The sequence below is a fragment of the Nonomuraea phyllanthi genome (assembly GCF_006334985.2).
In the GTDB taxonomy this organism is placed as follows: domain Bacteria; phylum Actinomycetota; class Actinomycetes; order Streptosporangiales; family Streptosporangiaceae; genus Nonomuraea; species Nonomuraea phyllanthi.
This window is the reverse complement of record NZ_VDLX02000001.1, coordinates 440,263-459,869: the sequence shown is the minus strand read 5'-3', so window position 1 is coordinate 459,869 and position 19,607 is coordinate 440,263. Positions and strand designations below refer to the sequence as shown.

General features: G+C 70.5%; 19 protein-coding genes. 7 read left to right on the top strand and 12 right to left on the bottom strand.

Going from position 1 to position 19,607, the window contains the following annotated elements:
• Positions 1–66 precede the first annotated feature (66 nt).
• From FH608_RS02145 to FH608_RS02130, 4 genes are read right to left on the bottom strand one after another with little or no spacing between them, the layout of a single operon-like run.
• Positions 67–2,028: a DUF6807 family protein gene (locus FH608_RS02145; protein ID WP_317135542.1), complete on the bottom strand. Its 1,962-nt coding sequence runs from the start codon at positions 2,026–2,028 to the stop codon at positions 67–69.
• Positions 2,025–3,113, bottom strand: a complete 1,089-nt coding sequence (locus tag FH608_RS02140; protein ID WP_139628066.1) for a mandelate racemase/muconate lactonizing enzyme family protein — start codon at positions 3,111–3,113, stop codon at positions 2,025–2,027. The genes FH608_RS02145 and FH608_RS02140 overlap by 4 nt, the downstream gene beginning before the upstream one ends.
• Positions 3,110–3,982 carry a 5-dehydro-4-deoxyglucarate dehydratase gene (locus FH608_RS02135; RefSeq protein WP_139628065.1) on the bottom strand — a complete coding sequence of 291 codons (873 nt, stop codon included), beginning with the start codon at positions 3,980–3,982 and terminating at the stop codon, positions 3,110–3,112. The genes FH608_RS02140 and FH608_RS02135 overlap by 4 nt, the downstream gene beginning before the upstream one ends.
• Positions 3,979–4,884, bottom strand: a complete 906-nt coding sequence (locus FH608_RS02130; RefSeq protein WP_139628064.1) for an NAD-dependent epimerase/dehydratase family protein — start codon at positions 4,882–4,884, stop codon at positions 3,979–3,981. The genes FH608_RS02135 and FH608_RS02130 overlap by 4 nt, the downstream gene beginning before the upstream one ends.
• A 180-nt stretch (positions 4,885–5,064) precedes the next feature.
• On the opposite strand from FH608_RS02130, the gene FH608_RS02125 reads away from it, so the two are divergent.
• The 6 genes from FH608_RS02125 to FH608_RS02100 all read left to right on the top strand — a co-directional run bounded on the left by FH608_RS02125 (position 5,065) and on the right by FH608_RS02100 (position 11,677).
• The gene (locus FH608_RS02125; protein ID WP_139628063.1) at positions 5,065–6,018 is read left to right on the top strand and encodes a LacI family DNA-binding transcriptional regulator; all 954 of its coding nucleotides are present in this window, start codon (positions 5,065–5,067) and stop codon (positions 6,016–6,018) included.
• A 214-nt stretch (positions 6,019–6,232) separates the two neighbouring features.
• Positions 6,233–7,189, top strand: coding sequence for a carbohydrate ABC transporter permease (locus tag FH608_RS02120; RefSeq protein ID WP_139628062.1), 957 nt, complete (start codon positions 6,233–6,235; stop codon positions 7,187–7,189).
• Entirely contained in the window at positions 7,173–8,039 is an 867-nt protein-coding gene (locus FH608_RS02115; protein WP_139628061.1) for a carbohydrate ABC transporter permease, read from the top strand. The genes FH608_RS02120 and FH608_RS02115 overlap by 17 nt, the downstream gene beginning before the upstream one ends.
• Before the next feature lie 46 nt (positions 8,040–8,085).
• Positions 8,086–9,372: an ABC transporter substrate-binding protein gene (locus FH608_RS02110; protein ID WP_139628060.1), complete on the top strand. Its 1,287-nt coding sequence runs from the start codon at positions 8,086–8,088 to the stop codon at positions 9,370–9,372.
• A gap of 9 nt (positions 9,373–9,381) precedes the next feature.
• Positions 9,382–10,662, top strand: coding sequence for a Gfo/Idh/MocA family protein (locus tag FH608_RS02105; RefSeq protein WP_139628059.1), 1,281 nt, complete (start codon positions 9,382–9,384; stop codon positions 10,660–10,662).
• The gene (locus tag FH608_RS02100) at positions 10,652–11,677 is read left to right on the top strand and encodes a dienelactone hydrolase family protein (RefSeq protein ID WP_139628058.1); all 1,026 of its coding nucleotides are present in this window, start codon (positions 10,652–10,654) and stop codon (positions 11,675–11,677) included. The genes FH608_RS02105 and FH608_RS02100 overlap by 11 nt, the downstream gene beginning before the upstream one ends.
• A gap of 67 nt (positions 11,678–11,744) precedes the next feature.
• Here FH608_RS02100 and FH608_RS02095 read toward each other — a convergent pair whose 3' ends face one another.
• The 7 genes from FH608_RS02095 to FH608_RS02065 form a co-directional block, all read right to left on the bottom strand.
• Positions 11,745–13,514, bottom strand: coding sequence for an ABC transporter substrate-binding protein (locus tag FH608_RS02095; RefSeq protein ID WP_139628057.1), 1,770 nt, complete (start codon positions 13,512–13,514; stop codon positions 11,745–11,747).
• Between the two features lie 19 nt (positions 13,515–13,533).
• Entirely contained in the window at positions 13,534–13,809 is a 276-nt protein-coding gene (locus FH608_RS02090) for a DUF2160 domain-containing protein (protein ID WP_139628056.1), read from the bottom strand.
• Between the two features lie 2 nt (positions 13,810–13,811).
• A complete protein-coding gene (locus FH608_RS02085) occupies positions 13,812–14,633 on the bottom strand; it encodes a carbohydrate ABC transporter permease (protein ID WP_139628055.1) in 822 nt (273 codons plus the stop codon).
• A gap of 5 nt (positions 14,634–14,638) precedes the next feature.
• Entirely contained in the window at positions 14,639–15,532 is an 894-nt protein-coding gene (locus FH608_RS02080) for a carbohydrate ABC transporter permease (protein ID WP_226898869.1), read from the bottom strand.
• Entirely contained in the window at positions 15,529–16,665 is a 1,137-nt protein-coding gene (locus FH608_RS02075) for an ABC transporter ATP-binding protein (protein WP_139628054.1), read from the bottom strand. The genes FH608_RS02080 and FH608_RS02075 overlap by 4 nt, the downstream gene beginning before the upstream one ends.
• Positions 16,658–17,785 carry an ABC transporter ATP-binding protein gene (locus tag FH608_RS02070; RefSeq protein ID WP_139628053.1) on the bottom strand — a complete coding sequence of 376 codons (1,128 nt, stop codon included), beginning with the start codon at positions 17,783–17,785 and terminating at the stop codon, positions 16,658–16,660. The genes FH608_RS02075 and FH608_RS02070 overlap by 8 nt, the downstream gene beginning before the upstream one ends.
• Positions 17,786–17,906: 121 nt before the next feature.
• Complete coding sequence (locus tag FH608_RS02065) at positions 17,907–18,335, bottom strand: MarR family winged helix-turn-helix transcriptional regulator (RefSeq protein WP_139628052.1); 429 nt, start codon at positions 18,333–18,335, stop codon at positions 17,907–17,909.
• Positions 18,336–18,396: 61 nt separating this feature from the next.
• Here FH608_RS02065 and FH608_RS02060 point away from each other — a divergent pair, with 61 nt between their 5' ends.
• Complete coding sequence (locus tag FH608_RS02060; RefSeq protein WP_139628051.1) at positions 18,397–18,789, top strand: VOC family protein; 393 nt, start codon at positions 18,397–18,399, stop codon at positions 18,787–18,789.
• Positions 18,790–18,798: 9 nt separating this feature from the next.
• Here FH608_RS02060 and FH608_RS02055 read toward each other — a convergent pair whose 3' ends face one another.
• Positions 18,799–19,581, bottom strand: coding sequence for an SDR family NAD(P)-dependent oxidoreductase (locus FH608_RS02055; protein ID WP_139628050.1), 783 nt, complete (start codon positions 19,579–19,581; stop codon positions 18,799–18,801).
• Between the last annotated feature and the right edge of the window lie 26 nt (positions 19,582–19,607).

Here is a 19,607-nt window from a genome sequence, read left to right as displayed (position 1 = left end):
CCGTGCGGGCCCGCAGAGCTTAGGAAGTGGCGGCGGCCCGCGCTCGAGAGCGGGCCGCCGCCCCGGCTAGCGCAGCAGGTCGCGGGCGACGGCGGAGGCCGAGCCCGCGTCCAGCCGCCCGTCGATCACCGCCGTGACGACCCGCCGCGTCAGCGTGGTCTCCAGGACCAGCGGCCGGTCCCAGGCCAGGGCCTGGCCCACCCCGGGATACTCCGCCACGCGCACGAACCACGGATCGTCGCCCGTCTGGGCGAAGACCAGCGTCCAGTCCCGCTCCTCGGGGGTGGTGCCCGTCATGGCCACCCACGGGGACCGGCTGCCGTGCACGGCCCGCTCGTCCCCGGGGAAGGTGGCCCGGCCGGTGGAGGTGCCCGGCGCCCGCCAGAAGAACCCGCCGTAGCCGGCGCCCTCCCGGCCCTTGGTGGCCGAGCTGTGGATCTCCACGGGCGCGCCGGTGAGGTTCGTGAGCGTGAAGGAGAAGTCCAGCGCCCACGCCCCCTCGACGGGCCGGGCGAGCACCGTGCGCTCCTCGCGCGCCATCACTCGCCCGCCTGGCCCCACCCATTCCAGCTCCTCGACGAAGCCGTCGTCGCCGAACCGGGAGAAGGCCAGATGTCGCTGCACGCCGTGGTCGTCCAGCCAGGCCGGGCCCCGGTCCTTGACGTACGTGCGGCCGCCCCAGAAGTTCGCGCCGCCCAGGTCGGAGATGGCGACCCCCACGCCGAGGTGGTGCACGTGGTCCTCGGGGCGTACCTCGGTGACCTCCACGCCGGCGAGCGTGCGCACCGGGTGCAGGTAGGGGCGCGGCGAGTCGGTGGCCGGCAGGTCGGGCCGCCACTCGTAGGCGGCCACGGCCGTGTCGCCGGCGCGCAGCTCCACCGACGTCCACGGCACGCCCAGCTCCGAGTAGAGCGCCAGCTCCTCGGCGCTGCGCGCGGTCAGCTCGGTGACGCCCGGCAGGAACCGGTGCGTGACCTCGCCGGTGCGGGCGTCCCGCTCAATGACCTGGTGCCGCTCGGGGATCGGCAGCGGCTCGGGGGCCAGCCGCACCGCGTCCAGCACCTGGGTGAACGCCTCCGTGGCGGCCAGCGGCACCAGCAGGCGGGCGCCCGTGCGGACGTGGTCGACCAGGTTCTCCAGCAGGTCCGTACGCTCGTGGACCGTCGTCGTGACGGAGCCGTCGGCCAGCTCGACCTTGAGCCGGTCCTGCGTGTAGACCAGCGTGGCGCGGCCGGCGTCGCCGTGCACGACGAGGTACGGCTCGCTCCTGCCGGTCGCGCACAGCGTCACCGCGATCGTGATCACCTGGCCGTCGCCGAGCCGGACCCGCACGCACGAGGTGTCGTCGGACTCGATCGGGTGGGCGTGGTAGAGCTCGGTCTCGATCTCCGCGATCGGGGCGTCCACCAGGGCCAGCGCGGTGGCCACGGCGTGCGCGAACGGGTTCGTCAGCGCGCCGTCCACCACGTCCACGCCGTCGAGGCGGCGCCGGCCCGACCAGGCCGACCGGGTGAAGTAGGCGGAGGGCCGCTCCCAGGCGCCCGCGCCGCCGATGCCGCGCACCTGCCCGAGGGTGCCGTCGGCGATCAGCGCGCGCAGCGCGGGGACCGCCGCCGAGCCCAGCGACTGGAAGCCCACCTGGCAGGCGAGCCCGGTCTCCGCCACCGCCTCGGCGATCCTGGCGTGCGCGGCGGGGCCGGCCGCCGGCGGCTTCTCCAGCAGCACGTGGGAGCCCGCGTGCAGCGCCGTCACCGCGAGGTCGGCGTGCGTGTGGATCGGCGTGCAGATGATCGTGATCTCCGCGGCGGTCTTCGCGAGCAGCTCGCCCAGGTCCGGCGACTGCAGCGGCGAGCCGAAGTCGACCTCGGCGGGCCGCACGTCGCAGATCCCGGCCAGCTCGATCACGCCCCGGTCGGCCAGCCTGCGCAGGTTGCCCAGATGGTGGCGCCCGTGCCCGTGCGCGCCGGCGAGGACGACCTTGACGGCGCCCGTTTCCACCGCGCCCGCCTCCATGGCGCCCACGTTCATGGGGACCACCTCAGCCCGAGCCCGGCCTGCCCGGTCGCGCGCAGCGTCCCGCCGGAGATCTCCACGGGGTACGGCTCCGCCAGCAGCCCGAGCGCCGCGAACGAGGCGTCCTCCACGTCCTCCACCATGACCGGCAGCGGCAGGGTCAGGGCCAGCTGCCCGGACAGCTCGTTCAGCAGATGGGGGTAGACCGGCACGTCGTACGTCCTGGCCAGCTCCACGATCCGCCGGAACGGCGTGATGCCGCCGACCCGCACCACGTTCGGCTGGACGATGTCGCACGCGCCCGCGGCCAGCAGGTCACGGAAGCCGTAGGCGGTGTAGACGTTCTCGCCGACGGCGACCGGCACGTCGACGGAGCGGCGCAGCTCCACGTGCGCGGCCACGTCGTCGGCGGGCAGCGGCTCCTCGATCCAGTGCAACCCGAACTCCCGCAGCGCGGCCAGCGCCCGCCTGGCCCGGTGCAGGTCCCACCGCTGGTTCGCGTCGATCATCAGCAGCCGGTCCGGCCCGATCACCTCGCGCACGGCGGCCACCCTGGCGACGTCCTCGGCCAGGTCGGGCCGGCCCACCTTGATCTTGACGCCGCCGTACCCGGCCGCCACCCAGCGCCGCGCCTGCTCCACCAGCTCGTCGAGGGAGTAGTGCAGGTTGACGCCGCTGCCGTAGACCGGCACCTCGTCGCGCCGCCGCCCCAGCACGTCGGCCAGGCCGCCGTCGCCGCAGCGCAGGTCCCACAGCGCCAGGTCGATCCCGGCCAGCGCGATCGTGGTGATCCCGCCGGGACCCGCCTCGCGCAGGTGCCGCCACAGCCGGTCCCACACCACCTCGGGGTGGGCGGGCAGCCCGATCAGCGCCTCGCGCAGGTCGTGGTCGAGCAGGGCCTGTACGGCGTGCGCCCCGATCTGCGGCGTCCACGAGAACCCCGTCCCGCGCCGCCCGTCCTTCAGCGTGACCTCGCACACGATCACGTGGTTGGCGGGCACGTCCGCGCCCCAGGGCCGCGGCAGCGGGACCGTCCGGAGCGAGGTCCGCAGGTCGGCGATCGTCCCGAGCCCGCCGCCGGCGTCTCCGTCGCGCGTCATGACGCCGCCAGCTCCAGACCGGTCTTGATCAGGGCCTCCAGCTCCTGAAGGTGCTCGTCGGTCGGCTCGACCAGCGGCGGGCGCACGCCGCCGACGTCCAGGCCGCGGTGGCGCACCCCGGCCTTGACCAGGGAGACCGCGTAACCGGGGACCTTGCCGCGCAGCCGTACGAGCGGGGCGTAGAACTCGGTGAGCAGCCGCTCGTGGCCGTTCAGGTAGGCCAGCGCGATCTCCGGCGCGAACGCGAACACCGCGCTGGAGTAGAGCTCCACCCCGATGCCCCGGTAGGCGGGCATGGTCAGCTCGGCCGTCGGCAGCCCGTTGAAGAACAGGAAGTCCGGGTACGCCTCGCGCACCGCCAGCACGGTCCGCTGCATCCGGTCGATGTCGCCCACGCCGTCCTTCAGCCCGATCACCCCGGGGATCCCGGCCAGCTCCACCACGGCCTCCGGCTCCAGCACCACCGAGCCCCGCTGGTAGATGATCACCGGCAGCTCGGCGGCCACCGCGGCCACGTAGGCGGCGTAGCCGTGCCCGGGGCCCTGCGCCAGGTACGGAGGCATGAGCAGCAAGCCGTCGGCGCCCGCCTCGCGAGCGGCCCGCGCCTGGTTCAGCGCCGTGCCCAGCGGGCCGCCCGCGCCCGCGAACACCGGCACCCGCCCGCCCACGGCCTCGGCCGCCACCCGTACGGCCCGCGCGTGCTCGGCCTCCGACAGCGCCGAGAACTCGCCCGTGCCGCACGCCACGAACACGCCGCCCGGCCCGTGCTCCATCCCACGCCTGATGTGCTCGGCCAGCACCTCCTCGGCGAGCGCGCCGCCGGTGTCAAAGGGGGTCACGGGGAAGAACAGCACGCCGCTGAGATTCATACGCCTTCCTTACCATCGGTTTCCTGGAGTTCGGTGCGCCAGCTCCGCTTGGGCTGCCAGCCGAGCAGGCGCTGGGCCTTGGCCGTCGAGAAGGCGGGGGCGGTGCCGGTGAGCCCGGCGGCGAACGGCTCCGTGCCGGGGATGACCTGCGGCAGGAGGTCGGCCAGCGGCTTCCTGGCCAGCGCGTCGGCCGCCCCGGCGAAGAACACCTCGCCGTTCGGCAGCTCGGGCAGCGCCTCGGCCAGCACCGCGATCAGCTCGGCGGCGTCGCGGGAGTCGATGTAGTTGAACAGCGAGACCCCGCCCAGCTCCGGGCGGTCCAGCCGCTCGCGCACGGTGTGACCCGACTGCGTGGGCGCGCCGGCCCACTCCTCGGGCGGGATGACGAAGCACGGCCGCACGGCGGCCATCCTGGTCGTCCCGGCCACCGCGAACGCCTTCATGGTCTCCTCGGCCACGACCTTGGACAGGTTGTAGGCGTTCCACGGGCGCGTGGGGTGGGCCTCGTCGATCGGCAGGTAGGAGGGCGCCCAGCCGCCGGGCGCGCCGTACCCGATCACGGTGGGGCTGCTGGCCACCACCACGCCCCGCACGCCGAGCGCCACGGACGCCTCGCAGACGTTGAACGCGAGCTGGGTGTTGACCTTGTAGATCACGGACTCCGGGAAGCTGAACGGGGTCGCGATCGCGGCCAGGTGGATCACCGATTCGGGCCGGAACCGGGCCATCACCTCGAACGCCTCGCCGGTGTCCGTAAGATCGGCCGGTAAGGCGACCGCGGCGTCGCCCGGCGTGCCGGGTGCTCGGTCGACGCCGATGACCTCGTGCCCGGCCGCCGCGAGCGTGCTGACCACGCTGCGGCCGAGGCGTCCTGCGCTTCCGGTGACGAGGACTCTGCTCACCGTGGGAGGCTCCTTCAAGACTGCAAACAGTTGCACTAAACCTTTGTGTGACTGGGGGCAAGGCGTCAAGTAGTGATTTCGTAGCCCCAGTGCGAGCAGGGGTTTCCCGTCAGGGTTGCCTGGCAAGCGCTTTCATCGTACCCAGGGATTCTGCAAGCGGTTGCGTTAGGGTGGGCGACTGTGACAGTGACGATTCGTGATGTGGCCCGGGCCTCCGGCGTGCATGTATCGACCGTGTCGCGGACGTTCTCCGCGCCGCACATGGTGAACGCGGCCACCCGCACGAGGGTGCTGACCGTGGCCGAGGAGCTCGGATACCGCCCGAACCGGGCGGCCAGGGCGCTCACGACCGGCCGCACCCACAATCTCGGCCTCATCGTGGCCGACATCGCCAACCCGTTCTTCCCGCCGCTGATCAAGGCCGCCCAGGCGGAGGCCAGGCAGCGCGACTACCACCTGTTCGTCGCCGACACCGATGAAGAGGCGGGCGCCGAGGAGGAGCTGGTGCAGGCGTTCTCCAAACAGGTGGACGGCGTGGTGCTGTGCAGCCCGCGCTCGTCGAACAAGGCGCTGGAGCGGCTGGCCGCGCGGGTGCCGTTCGTGGTGATCAACCGCCGGCTGCGCGGCGCCGCCACCGTCCTGATGGACGTCGGCCACGGGGCCAGGCTGGCGGTCGAGCACCTGGCCGGGCTCGGGCACCGCCGCGTGGCGCTGGTGGCGGGGCCGGCCGGCTCGTGGACGAGCGCGGAGATCCGTACGGCCGCCGAAGAGGTGGACGGCGTCGAGCTGATCGTCATCGGCCCGAACGCGCCCACCGAGCGGGGCGGGTTCGCCGCCGCGGGCCGGGTGCGGGAGTCGGGGGCGACGGGCGTGCTCGCCTACAACGACCTGGTGGCGATCGGGCTCATCGACGGGCTCGGCGAGCTGGGGCTGGGCGTGCCGGAGGACGTCAGCGTCGTGGGGATCGACGACATCGTCCCGGGACGGCTGAACCGCCCCAAGCTGACGACGGTCGCGATGCCCACCGCCGCGGCCGGCCGGCTCGCCGTGGACCTGCTCATCCAGGAGGTCACGGCGACCACGTCGCTGGAGACCCGGCTGGTCATCCGGGACTCCACCGCGCCTCCACGATAGCCCGGATCCTGCAAACGGTTGTACTAACTGAGCAGAGAATTCATCTGACTTATCCGCCACGCAAGCCGTCTAGCTGGGAAAATGCCGCAACGATATATCGGTAACGGCTATGTAACGCCTGCAAAGGGTTGACGTAACTTTCCCCCCAGCTATAGGAAAGCGCTATCCATTCACATCTCGCCGGAAGGTCCGTGAATGACGAATGAGTTCCGTCATGGCTGACTCGGTGGCGGTCAAGACCCGGCCGGCGGCCGCCCAACCCCCATCGAGCGGGCGCCGCACGCAACGTGCCCGCCGCGAGGCGAGGGCCGCCTACCTGTTCCTGGCGCCCTGGTTCGTCGGTCTGCTCGTCATCACGATCGGCCCGATCGTCGCCTCGCTCTACCTGTCCTTCACCGACTACAGCCTCCTGTCGGAGGCCAAGTGGGTCGGGCTGGACAACTACGTGAAGATGTTCACGGAGGACCCGAGGTTCCTGTCCTCGCTGAAGGTGACCACGATCTACGTGGTCGTCTCGGTCCCGCTGCAGCTCGCCTTCGCGCTGGCGCTCGCCCTGGTGCTCGACCGGGGGCTGCGCGGGCTGCCGATCTACCGCTCGATCTTCTACCTGCCCTCGCTGCTCGGCGGCAGCGTCGCGATCGCGATCCTGTGGCGCAAGGTGTTCGGCTCGGACGGCCTGGTCAACGCGGTGCTCTCGATCTTCGGTATCGAGGGCCCCGGCTGGGTGGGCGACCCCGACACCGCGCTCGGCACGCTGATCCTCCTGCACGTGTGGACGTTCGGCGCCCCCATGATCATCTTCCTGGCCGGGCTGCGGCAGATCCCCAGCAGCTACTACGAGGCCGCCGCCGTGGACGGCGCCGGCGCGCTGCGCCAGTTCAGGTCGATCACGATGCCGCTGCTGACGCCGATCATCTTCTTCAACCTCGTGCTGGAGGTCATCAAGTCGTTCCAGTCGTTCACGCAGGCGTTCATCGTCAGCAACGGCAAGGGCGGCCCGGCCGACTCGACGCTGTTCTACACGCTCTATCTCTATCTCAAGGGCTTCAAGAGCTACGACATGGGCTACGCCGCGGCGATGGCCTGGATCCTGCTGCTCATCATCGCGGCGCTCACCGGGGTTAACTTCCTCGCTTCCAAGTATTGGGTCTTTTATGGCGACACCAAGTAGGCCGATCCCGGTCCTGTTCCGCCCGCTCAAAGGCGGGCGCGTGGTCAAGCACATCCTGCTGATCGGTTTCGGGCTGGTCATGCTCTACCCGCTGCTCTGGATGATCTCCAGCTCGCTCAAGCCCGAGGAGCTGATCTTCCGCGAGCCGGGACTGGTGCCGAGCCACCTCACGTTCGAGAACTACACCGCGGGCTGGACGGCACTGAAGCATCCCTTCGGCTACTACCTGTGGAACTCGGCGGTCGTCACGGCGCTGTCGGTGGTGGCGAACCTGGTGGCCTGTTCGCTGGCCGCCTACGCCTTCGCCCGGCTGAACTTCCCGCTGAAGAAGCTCTGGTTCGCGCTCATGCTGGGCACGATCATGCTGCCGCACCATGTGGTGATCGTCCCGCAGTACATCATGTTCTCGAAGCTCGACCTGATCAACACGATCTGGCCACTCGTGATGCCGAAGGTGCTGGCGACGGACGCGTTCTTCGTCTTCCTGATGGTGCAGTTCATCCGTACACTGCCGAGGGAACTGGACGAGGCTGCCGAGATCGACGGAGCGGGCTACTGGCGCATCTTCATCCGCGTGGTCATGCCGCTCTGCGTGCCGGCCCTGGCCACGACGGCCATCTTCACCTTCATCTGGACCTGGAACGACTTCCTGAGCCAGCTCCTGTATCTCAACAACCCGGACAACTTCACCGTTCCGGTCGCGTTGCGCACGTTCCTGGACGCCAGCAGCGACTCGTCGTGGGGACCCATGTTCGCCATGTCGATCATCGCGCTCGGCCCGATCTTCGGCTTCTTCCTGGCCGGTCAGAAGTACCTGATCCGTGGCGTGGCCACGACGGGACTCAAGTAGCTCCAACCACCCCCCAACGAGAGAACACCCCATAGGAGGTAGAGCCGTGAGCTCTGGCAAGAAGATGTGGTCGGCGGCGCTGCTCGCCACCGCAATGCTGGCGGTCACCGCGGCCTGCGGCAGCGGCGGCGACGGCGGCGAAACTGCCGACGGCAAGATCAAGCTGCGCTTCTCCTATTGGGGCAGCGACGCGCGGCAGAAGATGACCGAAGAGGCCATCAAGAAGTTCGAGGCGAAGAACCCGACCATCGACGTCGAGGGCGAGTTCTCCGACTGGGCCAGCTACTACGAGACGCTGTCCACGAAGGTCGCGGCCAGCGACGCGCCCGACGTCATGAGCCTCGAGATCCGCGGCCTGCGCGAGTACGCCGACCGCGGCACGCTGGCCGACCTGTCCAGCTCGGTCAACACCGCCGACTTCGACGCCAAGGTGCTGGGCACCGGCGCCATCGACGGCAAGCAGTTCGCCATCCCCACCGGCGTCAACGCCTTCTCCCTGATGGTCAACCCCGCCCTGGTGGAGCAGGCGAAGGCGAAGATGCCCGACGACACCACGTGGACCTGGCAGGACTACGTGGACCTGTCCGCCAAGGTCACCTCCGGCAGCGGCGGCAAGATCATCGGCACGCAGCTGAGCTGGAACCCCGCGTACCTCCAGATCTTCGCCGCGCAGAAGGGTGAGCCGTTCTACAACGGCAACCAGCTCGGCGTCTCGGCCGCCACCATCAAGGAGTGGTGGGCCATCATGCAGAACCTGATCAAGACCAAGGGCACCCCCGACGCCGCCAAGAGCTCCGAGATCGGCGCGACCAGCATCGACCAGTCGCTGCTCGGCACCAACGGCGGCGCCATGGGCATGTGGTGGAGCAACCAGCTCGGCGCCGTGACCAAGGCCTCGGGCCAGAACATCGACCTCCTGCGGATGCCGAAGATCGAGGGCGCCACCACCGGCGGCATGTTCCTGCAGCCGGCCATGTTCTACGCGGCCTCCTCCAAGTCGGAGCACGCGGCCGAGGCCGCCAAGTTCATCGACTACATGGTCAACGACCCGGAGGCGGGCGCGATCATCCTCAGCGACCGCGGCCTGCCGGCCAGCTCCAAGGTCCTCGCCGCCGTCCGGGAGAAGCTGCCGGACGCCGACAAGAAGACGCTGGACTTCCTCGACAAGGTCAAGGGCGAGCTGGCCGACCCGCCCGCCGCCCCGCCGAAGGGCGCCAGCGCCATGGAGGACATCCTCACGCGCTACTCCGAGGAGGTCATGTTCGGCAGGATGACCCCCGACGACGCCGCGCAGAAGTTCATCACCGAGGCCAACGCCTCGATCGCAGGCTAGAGGAGAGACATGAAGTACGCGTTCGTCGGGCTCGGGCACCGCGCGCAGATGTACGTCGACGCGCTGCTCGGAGATTGGCGCGACGCCGGCACCATCGTCGCCCTGTGCGACACGAACCGGACCCGCATGGACTACTACGCCGAGCGGATCGGTCACGAGGTGCCGCGCTTCGCCCCCGATGAGTTCGACAAGGTGCTCGAGCTCGCCGACGCGGTCATCGTCACCACCGTCGACGCCACGCACGCGCGATACGTGTGCGCGGCGCTCGACGCGGGGCGCGACGTCATCGTGGAGAAGCCGCTCACCGTCGACGCCGACGGCTGCGCGGCCATCGCGGAGGCGGCCGAGCGCTCCACCGGCAAGCTGATCGTCACGTTCAACTACCGCTACTCGCCGCGCAACTCGGCCGTGCGCCGCATCCTCCAGGAGGGCGCGATCGGCAGGGTGACGTCCGTGCACTTCGAGTGGGCGCTCGACACCATCCACGGCGCCGACTACTTCCGCCGCTGGCACCGGCAGCGGACCAACTCGGGCGGGCTGCTGGTCCACAAGTCCACCCACCACTTCGACCTGGCCAACTGGTGGCTGGCCAGCGCTCCCGAGACCGTCTTCGCCCAGGCCGACCTGCGCTTCTACGGCTCGGAGAACGCCCGCGAGCGCGGCGTGACCGGCCGCCCCGAGCGGGGTCAGGGCGCCCCAGGGCTCGGCACGGACCCGTTCATCCTGGACATCTCCAAGGACGCCCGGCTCAAGCGCCTCTACCTCGACGCCGAGCACGAGGACGGCTACATCCGCGACCAGGACGTCTTCGGCGACGGGATCACCATCGACGACACCATGTCGGTGATGGTCCGCTACGTCAACGGCTCCGTGATGACCTACACGCTCAACGCCTACGCGCCCTTCGAGGGCTACCGGGTGGCGTTCAACGGCACCGCCGGGCGGCTGGAGCTGGAGGTGATCGAGCGGGCGTGGACCCCGCCGCACGCGGCCGTCGACCCCAGCGCCGCCAGCAAGGAGCACCAGGCCGGCTCCTCGGAGCGGCTCGTGCTGCACCGCCACTGGAGCGAGCCGGAGGAGGTGCCGATCGAGGCGGGCGCCGGCGGGCACGGCGGCGGCGACCGCCTGCTGCTGAACGACGTGTTCCGCGGCCCCGGCGACGACCCGCTGAAGCGGCAGGCCGGCTACCGCGACGGCATCCGCAGCGTGCTGACCGGCCACGCGGCCAACGTCTCGGCCGCGACCGGAGAGCCCGTGCGCCTCGCGGACGACGGCACGCGTGTTCGCTGAGCTGGCCGGCGTCACCGCGGCGCAGTTCGGGGCGGCTCCGGCGCTCCCGGGCCCCGAGCTGCGCTCCGCCGCGCGTACCGCCATCGGGGTGCTCGACCTGTCCGCCCGCGACGTGCGGGTCGAGCGTTCCTGGACGGACGGCGACCTCGCGGGGGAGGAGCTGTCCTGGTCGGTGGGGTTCGGGCCGCGTACGCGCGCCTATCTCCTGCGGCCCAGGGACGCGGACGGGCCGCTGCCCGGGGTGGTGGCGCTGCACTGCCACGCCGGGATGAAGTGGGCCGGCAAGGAGAAGATCGCCGACGGCCCCGAGCCCCCGTCGCCCGAGGTTCGCGACCTCCGCGAGCGGATCTACGGCGGGCGCGCGTTCGTCAACGCGCTGGCCCGCCGGGGCTTCGCGGTGCTGGCCCACGACGTGTTCGTGTGGGGCAGCCGCCGCTTCCCGCTCGGCGTCGACGAACCCGCCGCCTACGACGCCGCCGCCAGGGACCACGAGCACGTGGTGGCCAAGCACTGCGCCGTGCTCGGCACGTCCTTCGCCGGCGTGGTCGCGGGGGAGGACCTCGCGGCGGCGGCCTACCTGCGCTCCCGCCCGGACGTCGGACCGGTCGGATGCGCCGGCCTCTCGGGCGGCGGCCTGCGGGCGGCGCTGCTGGGCGCCTTCGACCCCGAGATGCGGGCCGTCGTCGTGGCGGCGATGGTGTCGTCCTACCGCGACATGCTCGGCGGGCACGTCGAGAAGCACACCTGGATGCTCTACCCGCCCGGGCTGCCGCGCCTCGGTGACTGGCCCGACCTGGTGGCCGCGCGCGCCCCCGAGCCGCTCATGGTGCAGTACGCCATGCGCGACGAGCTGTTCCCCGAGGCCGGGATGCGCCGGGCGCACGCCGTGATCGGGGAGCGGTACCGCGAGGCGCCGGGGGCTTACGAGGCGGTGTTCGCGGAGGTGCCGCACAGCTTCGACGTGCCCATGCAGGAACACGCCTTCGACTGGCTGGCCGCGCGGCTGCGCGATTAGGAGCGGGCGACCAGGAGCGGGCGATCAGGAGGGAGGGCCGCCCGGGAGGCGGCCCTCCGCTGTCAGGTCAGTTGCCCGACTTCCACGTGGCGACGAGCCGGTCGTAGTCGAGCGTCTCGGGCTTGCCGCGCTCGTCGGCCAGCTTCGGCGCGGGCGCGCCCGGCTGGTCGAACCAGTACTGGGCGGGACGCTCCGGGTTCAGCTTCGGCGCGCAGTTGCCGCCGTAGCCGCGCCGCTCCAGCCGGGCCAGGATCTCGTCCTGCTGCTTGGCGAGGTTGTCCATCGACTGCTGGGGCGTCGTCTCGCCGGTCACCGCGGTGGCCACGTTCTGCCACCACAGCTGGGCGAGCCGGGGGTAGTCCGGCACGTTCGTCCCGGTCGGCGTCCACTGCTTGCGGGCCGGCGAGGCGTAGAACTCGATGAGCCCGCCGTACTTCTTGGAGTTCTCGGAGAAGTAGTCGCTCCTGATGTCGGAGTCGCGGATGAACGTCAGCCCCTTGATCGACTTCTTCAGCGACACCGTCTTCGACGTGACGAACTGCGCGTACAGCCACGCGGCGGCCCTGCGCTCCTTCGGGGTGTTCCTGAGCAGCGTCCACGAGCCGGCGTCCTGGTAGCCGAGCTTGTTGCCCTCCTTCCAGTAGACGCCGTGCGGGCTCGGCGCGATGCGCCACTTGGGCGTGCCGTCCTCGTTGACGACCGGCAGCCCCGGCTTGGTCATGTCGGCCGTGAACGAGGTGTACCAGAAGACCTGCTGGGCGATGTCGCCCTGGGCGGGCACCGGGCCGGCCTCGCTGAAGTTCATGCCCGCCGCCTCCCTGGGCGCGTACTTCTTCAGCCAGTCCACGTACTTGGTGAGCGCGTAGACCGCGGCCGGGCCGTTGACGTCGCCGCCGCGGGTGACCGACGAGCCGACCGGACGGCAGTTCTCGACCCGGATGCCCCACTCGTCCACCGGCAGGCCGTTGGGGATGCCGGGGTCGCCGTTGCCGGCCATGGACAGCCAGGCGTCGGTGAAGCGCCAGCCCAGCGACGGGTCCTTCCTGCCGTAGTCCATGTGGCCGTAGACCTTCTTGCCGTCGATGGTCCCGTTGCCGTTGACCTTGTTGGTGAAGAAGTCGGCGATGTCCTCATATGCCGCCCAGTTGACCGGGACGCCGAGGTCGTACCCGTACGCGGCCTTGAACTGCTTCTTGATGTCCGGGTCGGTGAACCAGTCGTAGCGGAACCAGTACAGGTTCGCGAACTGCTGGTCGGGCAGCTGGTAGATCTTCTTGTCGGGGCCGGTGGTGAAGCTGATGCCGATGAAGTCGTCCAGGTCGAGCGTGGGCGAGGTGACGCCCTTGCCCTCGCCCGCCATGTAGTCGGACAGCGGGAAGACGTAGTCGCCGCGCGAGTGGGTGCCGATGAGGTCGGAGTCGTTGACGTACGCGTCGTAGATGTTCTGGTCGCCCTGGATCTGGGTCTGGAGCTTCTCGACGACGTCGCCCTCCTGGATCAGGTCGTGCTTGATCCTGATCCCGGTGATCTCGGAGAACGCCTTGGCCAGCGTCTGGGACTCGTACTCGTGGGTGGTGATCGTCTCGGAGACGACGTTGATCTGCATGCCCCGGTACGGCGCCGCGGCCTTGATGAACCAGTCCATCTCCGCGAGCTGCTCGTCCTTGGACAGGGTGCTCGGCGTGAACTCCTCCGACACCCACCGCTGCGCGGCCGCCTTGCCTTCGGCCTCCGTGAAGTCGCTCGCGGGCTTCTCCGCGCCCTGCGTGCAGCCGGCCGCCACCAGAGCGAGCGCGGCCAGACCTACGGCCGCGGACCTGCCTGCCCGATGCCTCATGCGCTTGGCTCCTCTTCTGTTAACCCCATATCCCGATCACGACCACCACCAGCAGCGCGCAGCCGAGCGCGAGCCACATGGACAGGTCGGTGACTGCTATCCAGCCCGCCAGCACGACGGCGGCGCTGATCAGGCCGATGTAGAGGCGGTCGCCACGGTCGGTCTCGATGCGCAGGAAGCCCCGCCTGGCCACCGGAGGGGACAGTCGGGCCCAGACGGCCATCGCGACCAGCAGCAGAGCGAGCCCGGCGAACACCAGGGCGGTGGGGACGGTCCAGACCATCCACTCGAACATCCCTAGACCCTCCCCATGGTGAAGCCCTTGGCGATGTAGTTGCGCACGAACCAGATGACGATCGCGCCGGGGACGATGGTGAGCACGCCCGCCGCCGCCAGCAGGGCCCAGTCGACCCCGGCCGCGCTGACCGTACGCGTCATGGTGGCCGCGATCGGCTTGGCGTTCACCGAGGTGATGGTCCTGGCGATCAGCAGCTCGACCCAGCTGAACATGAAGCAGAAGAACAGCGTGACGCCGATCGCCGACCGGATCATCGGCAGGAAGATGCGGACGAAGAACCGCGGCAGCGAATAACCGTCTATCGCGGCCGTCTCGTCTATTTCCCGGGGAATTCCCGACATGAATCCCTCGAGTATCCACACCGCGAGCGGCACGTTGAACAGCATGTGCGCGATCGCGACGCCGAGGTGCGTGTCGAAGAGACCGACGTGCTGATAGATCTGGAAGAACGGCAGCAGGAACACCGCCGGCGGCGCCATGCGGTTCGTCAGCAGCCAGAAGAACAGGTGCCGGTCCCCGGCGAAACGGAACCGCGAGAACGCGTACGCCGCCGGCAGCGCGACCACGAGCGACATCACCGCGTTCAACGAGGTGTAAACAATGGAGTTCAGGTAGCTCGAATACCACGCCGAACGGGTGAAGAAAGTGGCGTAGTTGTCGAACGTCACCCGCTGCGGGACGAGCGAGAAACTGCCGAGGATGTCCTCGTTCGGCCTGATCGACATGAGGAACATCCACAGGATCGGCACCATGAGGGTCGCCGCGTAGAGCCAGAAGACCGTCCGCGCCCAGGGCAGCCGCCGCCCGGTGTGCCTGGCCATCGGGGTCACCTCCCCGACCTGGTGAGCACGGTGAAGAAGACGTAGCAGAGGATCTGCACGAACAGGAAGTAGAGCAGCGAGAACGCGCCCGCCGGGCCCAGGTCGAACTGCCCGACCGCGATCTTCGACAGCAGGATGCTGAGGAACGAGGTCGCGTTCCCCGGGCCGCCGCCCGTCACCACGAACGGCTCGGTGTAGATCATGAAGCTGTCCATGAACCTGAGCAGGATCGCGATCGTCAGCACCCCGCGCAGCCGGGGCAGCTGGATATGCCGGAAGGTGGCCCACGCGGACGCTGCGTCGATCTGCGCGGCCTGGAAGTACGGCTCGGGGATCGAGCGCAGCCCCGCGTACGCCAGCAGCGCCACCAGCGGCGTCCAGTGCCAGACGTCCATGACCAGGACCGTGATCCAGGCGTCCGTCGAGTCCAGCGTGTAGTTGAAGTCGACCCCCGGGACGTGGTTGACGGCCCAGCCGCCCAGGCCGATGTCGCCGCGGGCGAAGATCTGCCAGATCGTGCCGACCACGTTCCACGGGATCAGCAGCGGCAGCGCCACGAGCACGAGCGCCACCGACACCCACACGCCCCGGCGCGGCATGCACACCGCCAGCGCCACGCCCAGGGGGATCTCCAGCAGCAGCACCTGTGCCGAGAACAGCAGCGTGCGCACGAACGCCGAGCGCACCTCCGGGTCGCGCGTGATCGAGCGGAACCACTCCAGGCCGACGAAGATGCGGTCGCTCGGGGTGAACACGTCCTGCACGGAGAAGTTGACCACGGTCATCAGCGGAATCACGGCCGTGAACGCCACCGACACCACCACCGGCAGCACCAGCCACCAGGCCCGGTTGTTCCTGCGCTTCAGGTCCGCCCGCGGCTCCTCCCCGACCTCGGTCACGCCGTGCTCCTTCCGTCGAGCGGCGCCAGCGAGCCGCACCTGACCTGGTCGCGGAACAGGAACGTGCGCTCCGCCGGGAAGTGCAGGAACGCCGCGGAGCCCGGCTCGTGGAGGGCGCCCGCCTCGGTCTTGACGAGCACGGGGTGCTCGCCGACCAGGGTGTGGACCAGGTCGTACGCCCCCATGCGGTCGGTCCCGGTCACCGTGGCCGCCACGCCCGGCGACCGGCGGGGGCCGCCGATCACCACGAACTCGGGGCGCACCCCGATCCTGACCGGCCCGGCCGGCAGCCCATCGGCGGCTTCCACGTCGGACCGGCCGGCGTGGACGCCGTCGGCGGCGGCGAGGCCCACCTCCGACGGGCCGATGCGGACGACGCCGGCGACGATCTCGGCGGGCAGCATGTTCATGCCGGGCGAGCCGATGAAGTGCCCCACGAACTCGTGCGCCGGCGACAGGAACAGCTCGGCCGGCTCGCCCGCCTGCACGATGGCCCCGTCGTTGACCACCACGACCTCGTCGGCGAAGGTCAGCGCCTCGGTCTGGTCGTGGGTGACGTAGACGAGCGTGTGCCCGGTGTCGCGGTGGATCTCCTTGAGCTTGCTGCGCAGGGTCCACTTCAGCGCCGGGTCGACCACGGTGAGCGGCTCGTCCAGCAGCACCGCCGCCACCTGGGAGCGCACGAGGCCGCGGCCCAGGCTGACGATCTGCTGGCGGCCGGCGTCCAGGCGGCGCGACCGGCGGCCCAAGTGCTCCTCCAGGCTGAGCAGCCGGGCGACCTGGCGCACCCGCTGGTCGACCTCCTTAGCCGGATATTTCCGGTTACGGAGGGGGAAGGCCAGGTTGTCGTAGACCGACATCTCCTCGTACAGGACAGGGAACTGGAAGACCTGAGCGATGTTGCGGCCCGCGGTGGGCACGCCGGTGACGTCGCGGTCGTCGAAGAAGACCCGGCCCACGGTGGGGATGATCAGGCCGGAGATGATGTTCAGGAGTGTGGTCTTGCCGCAGCCGCTCGGCCCCAGCAGCGCGTACGCCCGGGAGCCGCGCCAGGTCCAGGTCATCGGCTTGACCGCCCAGGTGCGGCCGCCGTCGTAGCTGTGGCCCACGCCTTCCAGCCGGATGTCAGCCATGCAGGTCGACCTCCGCGGCGCCGGTGGCCGGCAGGCGCGCGCCGTCCTCGTCGAACACGAGGACGTGCGCGGGGTCCACGTACGCGACCGCGGACCCGCCGGGCGTGAACTGCCGAGTGCCCGGCAGGTGCGCGACCAGGTGGACCTGGTCGCGCAGGAGCAGGTGCAGGAACGTCGCGCTGCCCGTCACCTCGGCCAGCCTGATCTCGGCCGGCCACTCCAGCGCGCCGGGGCCGCCGCGTTCGAGGCGCACCTGGTGGGGGCGCACGCCGAGGGTGACCGTACGCCCTGACGGGTGCGCGCGGGGCGCCGGGAACTCCGCGCCCAGGCACTCGATGCGCCCGTCGCGCACCACGCCGGGCAGCAGGTTGAGCGGCGGGTCGCTGAGCGTGGCCGCGACCGCCAGCGTGGGCGGGCGGGCGTACATCTCGGCCGCGTCGCCGATGTGCTGGACCCGGCCCTCGCCCAGGACCACGGTCGGCGCGGCGAACGTCAGCGCCTCGTTCGGGTCGGCCGTGGCGTAGAGCACCACGCCGGACGAGTCGGCGAACATGGCCTTCAGGTCGGCGCGCAACTGCTCGCGGAGCTTGAAGTCCAGGTTGGCCAGGGGCTCGTCGAGCAGCAGCACGTCCACGGGGCGGGCCAGCGCGCGGGCGATCGCGGTGCGCTGCTGCTGGCCGCCCGACAGCTCGGCGGGCCTGCGGCCGAGCAGCGCCGCGAGGCCCATGAGCTCGGCCACCTCGCGCACCCGCCGGTCGATGCCGTCCCGGCGGAACCCGGGGTCGAGCCGGAGCGGGGAGGCGATGTTCTCGTAGACCGTCAGCGACGGATAATTGATGAATTGCTGATAGACGAAGGCGACCGAACGTTTTCGCACCGAAATGCTGGTGACGTCTTTTCCGTCGACCATGACACGGCCCGAATCCGGCGGTGACAATCCGGCGGCGACCCGCATCAACGTCGTCTTTCCCGCGGTCATCGGACCGACGAGCGTGGTCATTCCGTTGGATAATTCCAGGCGAACGTCGTCGAGCCAGGTCTCCCCGCGTCGCCGTACGAAGACGCCATCGAGAATCAGCGTCACTGTGCCGGTCCTCTCTGCTCGCCCTCCATCTAACATGATCTGCAACTAAGTGCAAAGAGGGCTTGTGGTATGGCAGTGAACCGTGTGACGCCTGGGTTTTTCCCGGGGGCGCCGTTTATTTACCGTGAGGCTGCTGAGCTCGGCTTTTTCGGCCCGGTCAGCCGGTGAGAACCTTCGTGACCAATTCGTGCAGCCGCCGGCGCTCGGCGTCCGTCAGCGGCGCCAGCGTCTCCCGCTCCACGCGCTCGACCAGGTCCAGCGCCCGGTCCAGCGCGTCGCGGCCCGCGGGCGTCAGCGAGATCCGGTAGCGCCGCCGGTCGGCCGGGTCGCGGTCGCGCTCGGCCAGCCCCTGGTCCATCAGGCGGTCCATGTGCCGCACCATGTCGCTCGGGTCGAGCCCCAGCCGGTCGCCGGTCTCGCGCTGGGCGGCGGGCCCGAAGTCGGCCAGCGCGGCCAGCACGGCGAACTCCCAGAGGCTCAGCCCCGTCTCGTCGGCGAGGCGGGCGCCGAGCGCGCGGCGGCTGCCGGCGCCGACCCTGTGCAGCACGAAGGTCGTGGTCGCGAGCAGGGTCGGCGGCAGGTCCATGCCACCTAAGTGTAGGGTGCAACCAATCATTGGTAGTTACCCACTAACTTGGAGGAGCCCGATGGACGCGCTCTACCCGCGCCTGCTGGTGCGCGACTTCCCGGCCTGCGCCGCGTTCTACCAGGCCGTGCTGCGCGAGTTGCTCGGCGCCGAGCCGGTGAAGGTCCTGCCCGGCTACGCCAACTGGGACATCGGGGGCGAGGCCGGGCTCGTCCTGTTCGCCCGCGACAGGATCGCTCAGGCCGTCGGCACCGAGGGCCTGCCCGGCGCCGGCCAGGACGCGGCGATGCTGGTCATGAAGGTGGATGACGTGGACGAGGCGACCGCCTGCCTCGCCCGCCACGGCGCCACGGTCGCCGCCCCGCCGCAGGACCGCCCGGACTGGGCGCCGAACCTGCGCACCGCGCACGTGCGCGACCCGGAGGGCAACCTCATCGAGCTGCAGTCGTACTGAGATCGGGGCTCAGGGGATGATCGAGTCCACGTACCCGCCGTCCACCCGCACCGCCGCGCCCGTGGTGGCGGAGGCGAACGGCGAGCTGAGGTAGACGACCAGGTTCGCGATCTCCGCGGGCTCGATCAGGCGCTGCAGCAGCGACTGCGGCCGGTGCAGACGCATGAACTCCCGCTGCGCCTCCTCCCACGGCAGCTCCCGGTCCACCAGCTGGTAGACGAACTCCTCGACCCCGCCGGTGCGCGTCGGCCCCGCGATCACCGAGTTGACCGTCACCCCGCTGCCCGCCGCCTCCTTGGCGAACCCCCGGGAGACGGCCAGCAGCGCGGTCTTCGTCATGCCGTAGTGGATCATCTCGATCGGGATGGCCACGGCGGAGTCGCTGGCGATGGAGAGCACCCGGCCCCAGCCGCGCTCGATCATGGCGGGCAGGCAGGCGCGGGTGAGGCGGACGGCGCTCAGCACGTTCACCTCGAAGTAGCGCCGCCACTCGGCGTCGCTGATCTCGAGCGCGGGCGCCGCCCCGAAGATGCCCAGGTTGTTGACCAGGATGTCCACCTGGGGGAGCGCGTCCAGCACCGCCTGGCAGCCCTCCTCCGTGGTCACGTCGCCGGGCGCCGCGACCAGGTCGCCGACCTCTATCTCCTCGATGGCCATCGCGACGGAGCCCTCACTGCGGCCGTTGACGCCGACGCGGGCCCCAGCCAGCGCCAGGCCCTCGGCGATGGCCGCCCCGATGCCCTGCGTCGAGCCGGTGACCAGCGCGGTCTTCCCACTGAGATCGATACGCACGAGGTCCATTGTCCGGGGTGAGGGTG

What these genes read in the sequence shown, in the direction of transcription:
- FH608_RS02145 (WP_317135542.1), bottom strand. Translation starts at nt 2,028, where the DNA reads ATGAACGTGGGCGCCATGGAGGCGGGCGCGGTGGAAACGGGCGCCGTC.
- FH608_RS02140 (WP_139628066.1), bottom strand. Translation starts at nt 3,113, where the DNA reads ATGACGCGCGACGGAGACGCCGGCGGCGGGCTCGGGACGATCGCCGAC.
- FH608_RS02135 (WP_139628065.1), bottom strand. Translation starts at nt 3,982, where the DNA reads ATGAATCTCAGCGGCGTGCTGTTCTTCCCCGTGACCCCCTTTGACACC.
- FH608_RS02120 (WP_139628062.1), top strand. Translation starts at nt 6,233, where the DNA reads ATGGCTGACTCGGTGGCGGTCAAGACCCGGCCGGCGGCCGCCCAACCC.
- FH608_RS02115 (WP_139628061.1), top strand. Translation starts at nt 7,173, where the DNA reads ATGGCGACACCAAGTAGGCCGATCCCGGTCCTGTTCCGCCCGCTCAAA.
- FH608_RS02105 (WP_139628059.1), top strand. Translation starts at nt 9,382, where the DNA reads ATGAAGTACGCGTTCGTCGGGCTCGGGCACCGCGCGCAGATGTACGTC.
- FH608_RS02095 (WP_139628057.1), bottom strand. Translation starts at nt 13,514, where the DNA reads ATGAGGCATCGGGCAGGCAGGTCCGCGGCCGTAGGTCTGGCCGCGCTC.
- FH608_RS02090 (WP_139628056.1), bottom strand. Translation starts at nt 13,809, where the DNA reads ATGTTCGAGTGGATGGTCTGGACCGTCCCCACCGCCCTGGTGTTCGCC.
- FH608_RS02085 (WP_139628055.1), bottom strand. Translation starts at nt 14,633, where the DNA reads ATGGCCAGGCACACCGGGCGGCGGCTGCCCTGGGCGCGGACGGTCTTC.
- FH608_RS02075 (WP_139628054.1), bottom strand. Translation starts at nt 16,665, where the DNA reads ATGGCTGACATCCGGCTGGAAGGCGTGGGCCACAGCTACGACGGCGGC.
- FH608_RS02070 (WP_139628053.1), bottom strand. Translation starts at nt 17,785, where the DNA reads ATGTTAGATGGAGGGCGAGCAGAGAGGACCGGCACAGTGACGCTGATT.
- FH608_RS02065 (WP_139628052.1), bottom strand. Translation starts at nt 18,335, where the DNA reads ATGGACCTGCCGCCGACCCTGCTCGCGACCACGACCTTCGTGCTGCAC.
- FH608_RS02060 (WP_139628051.1), top strand. Translation starts at nt 18,397, where the DNA reads ATGGACGCGCTCTACCCGCGCCTGCTGGTGCGCGACTTCCCGGCCTGC.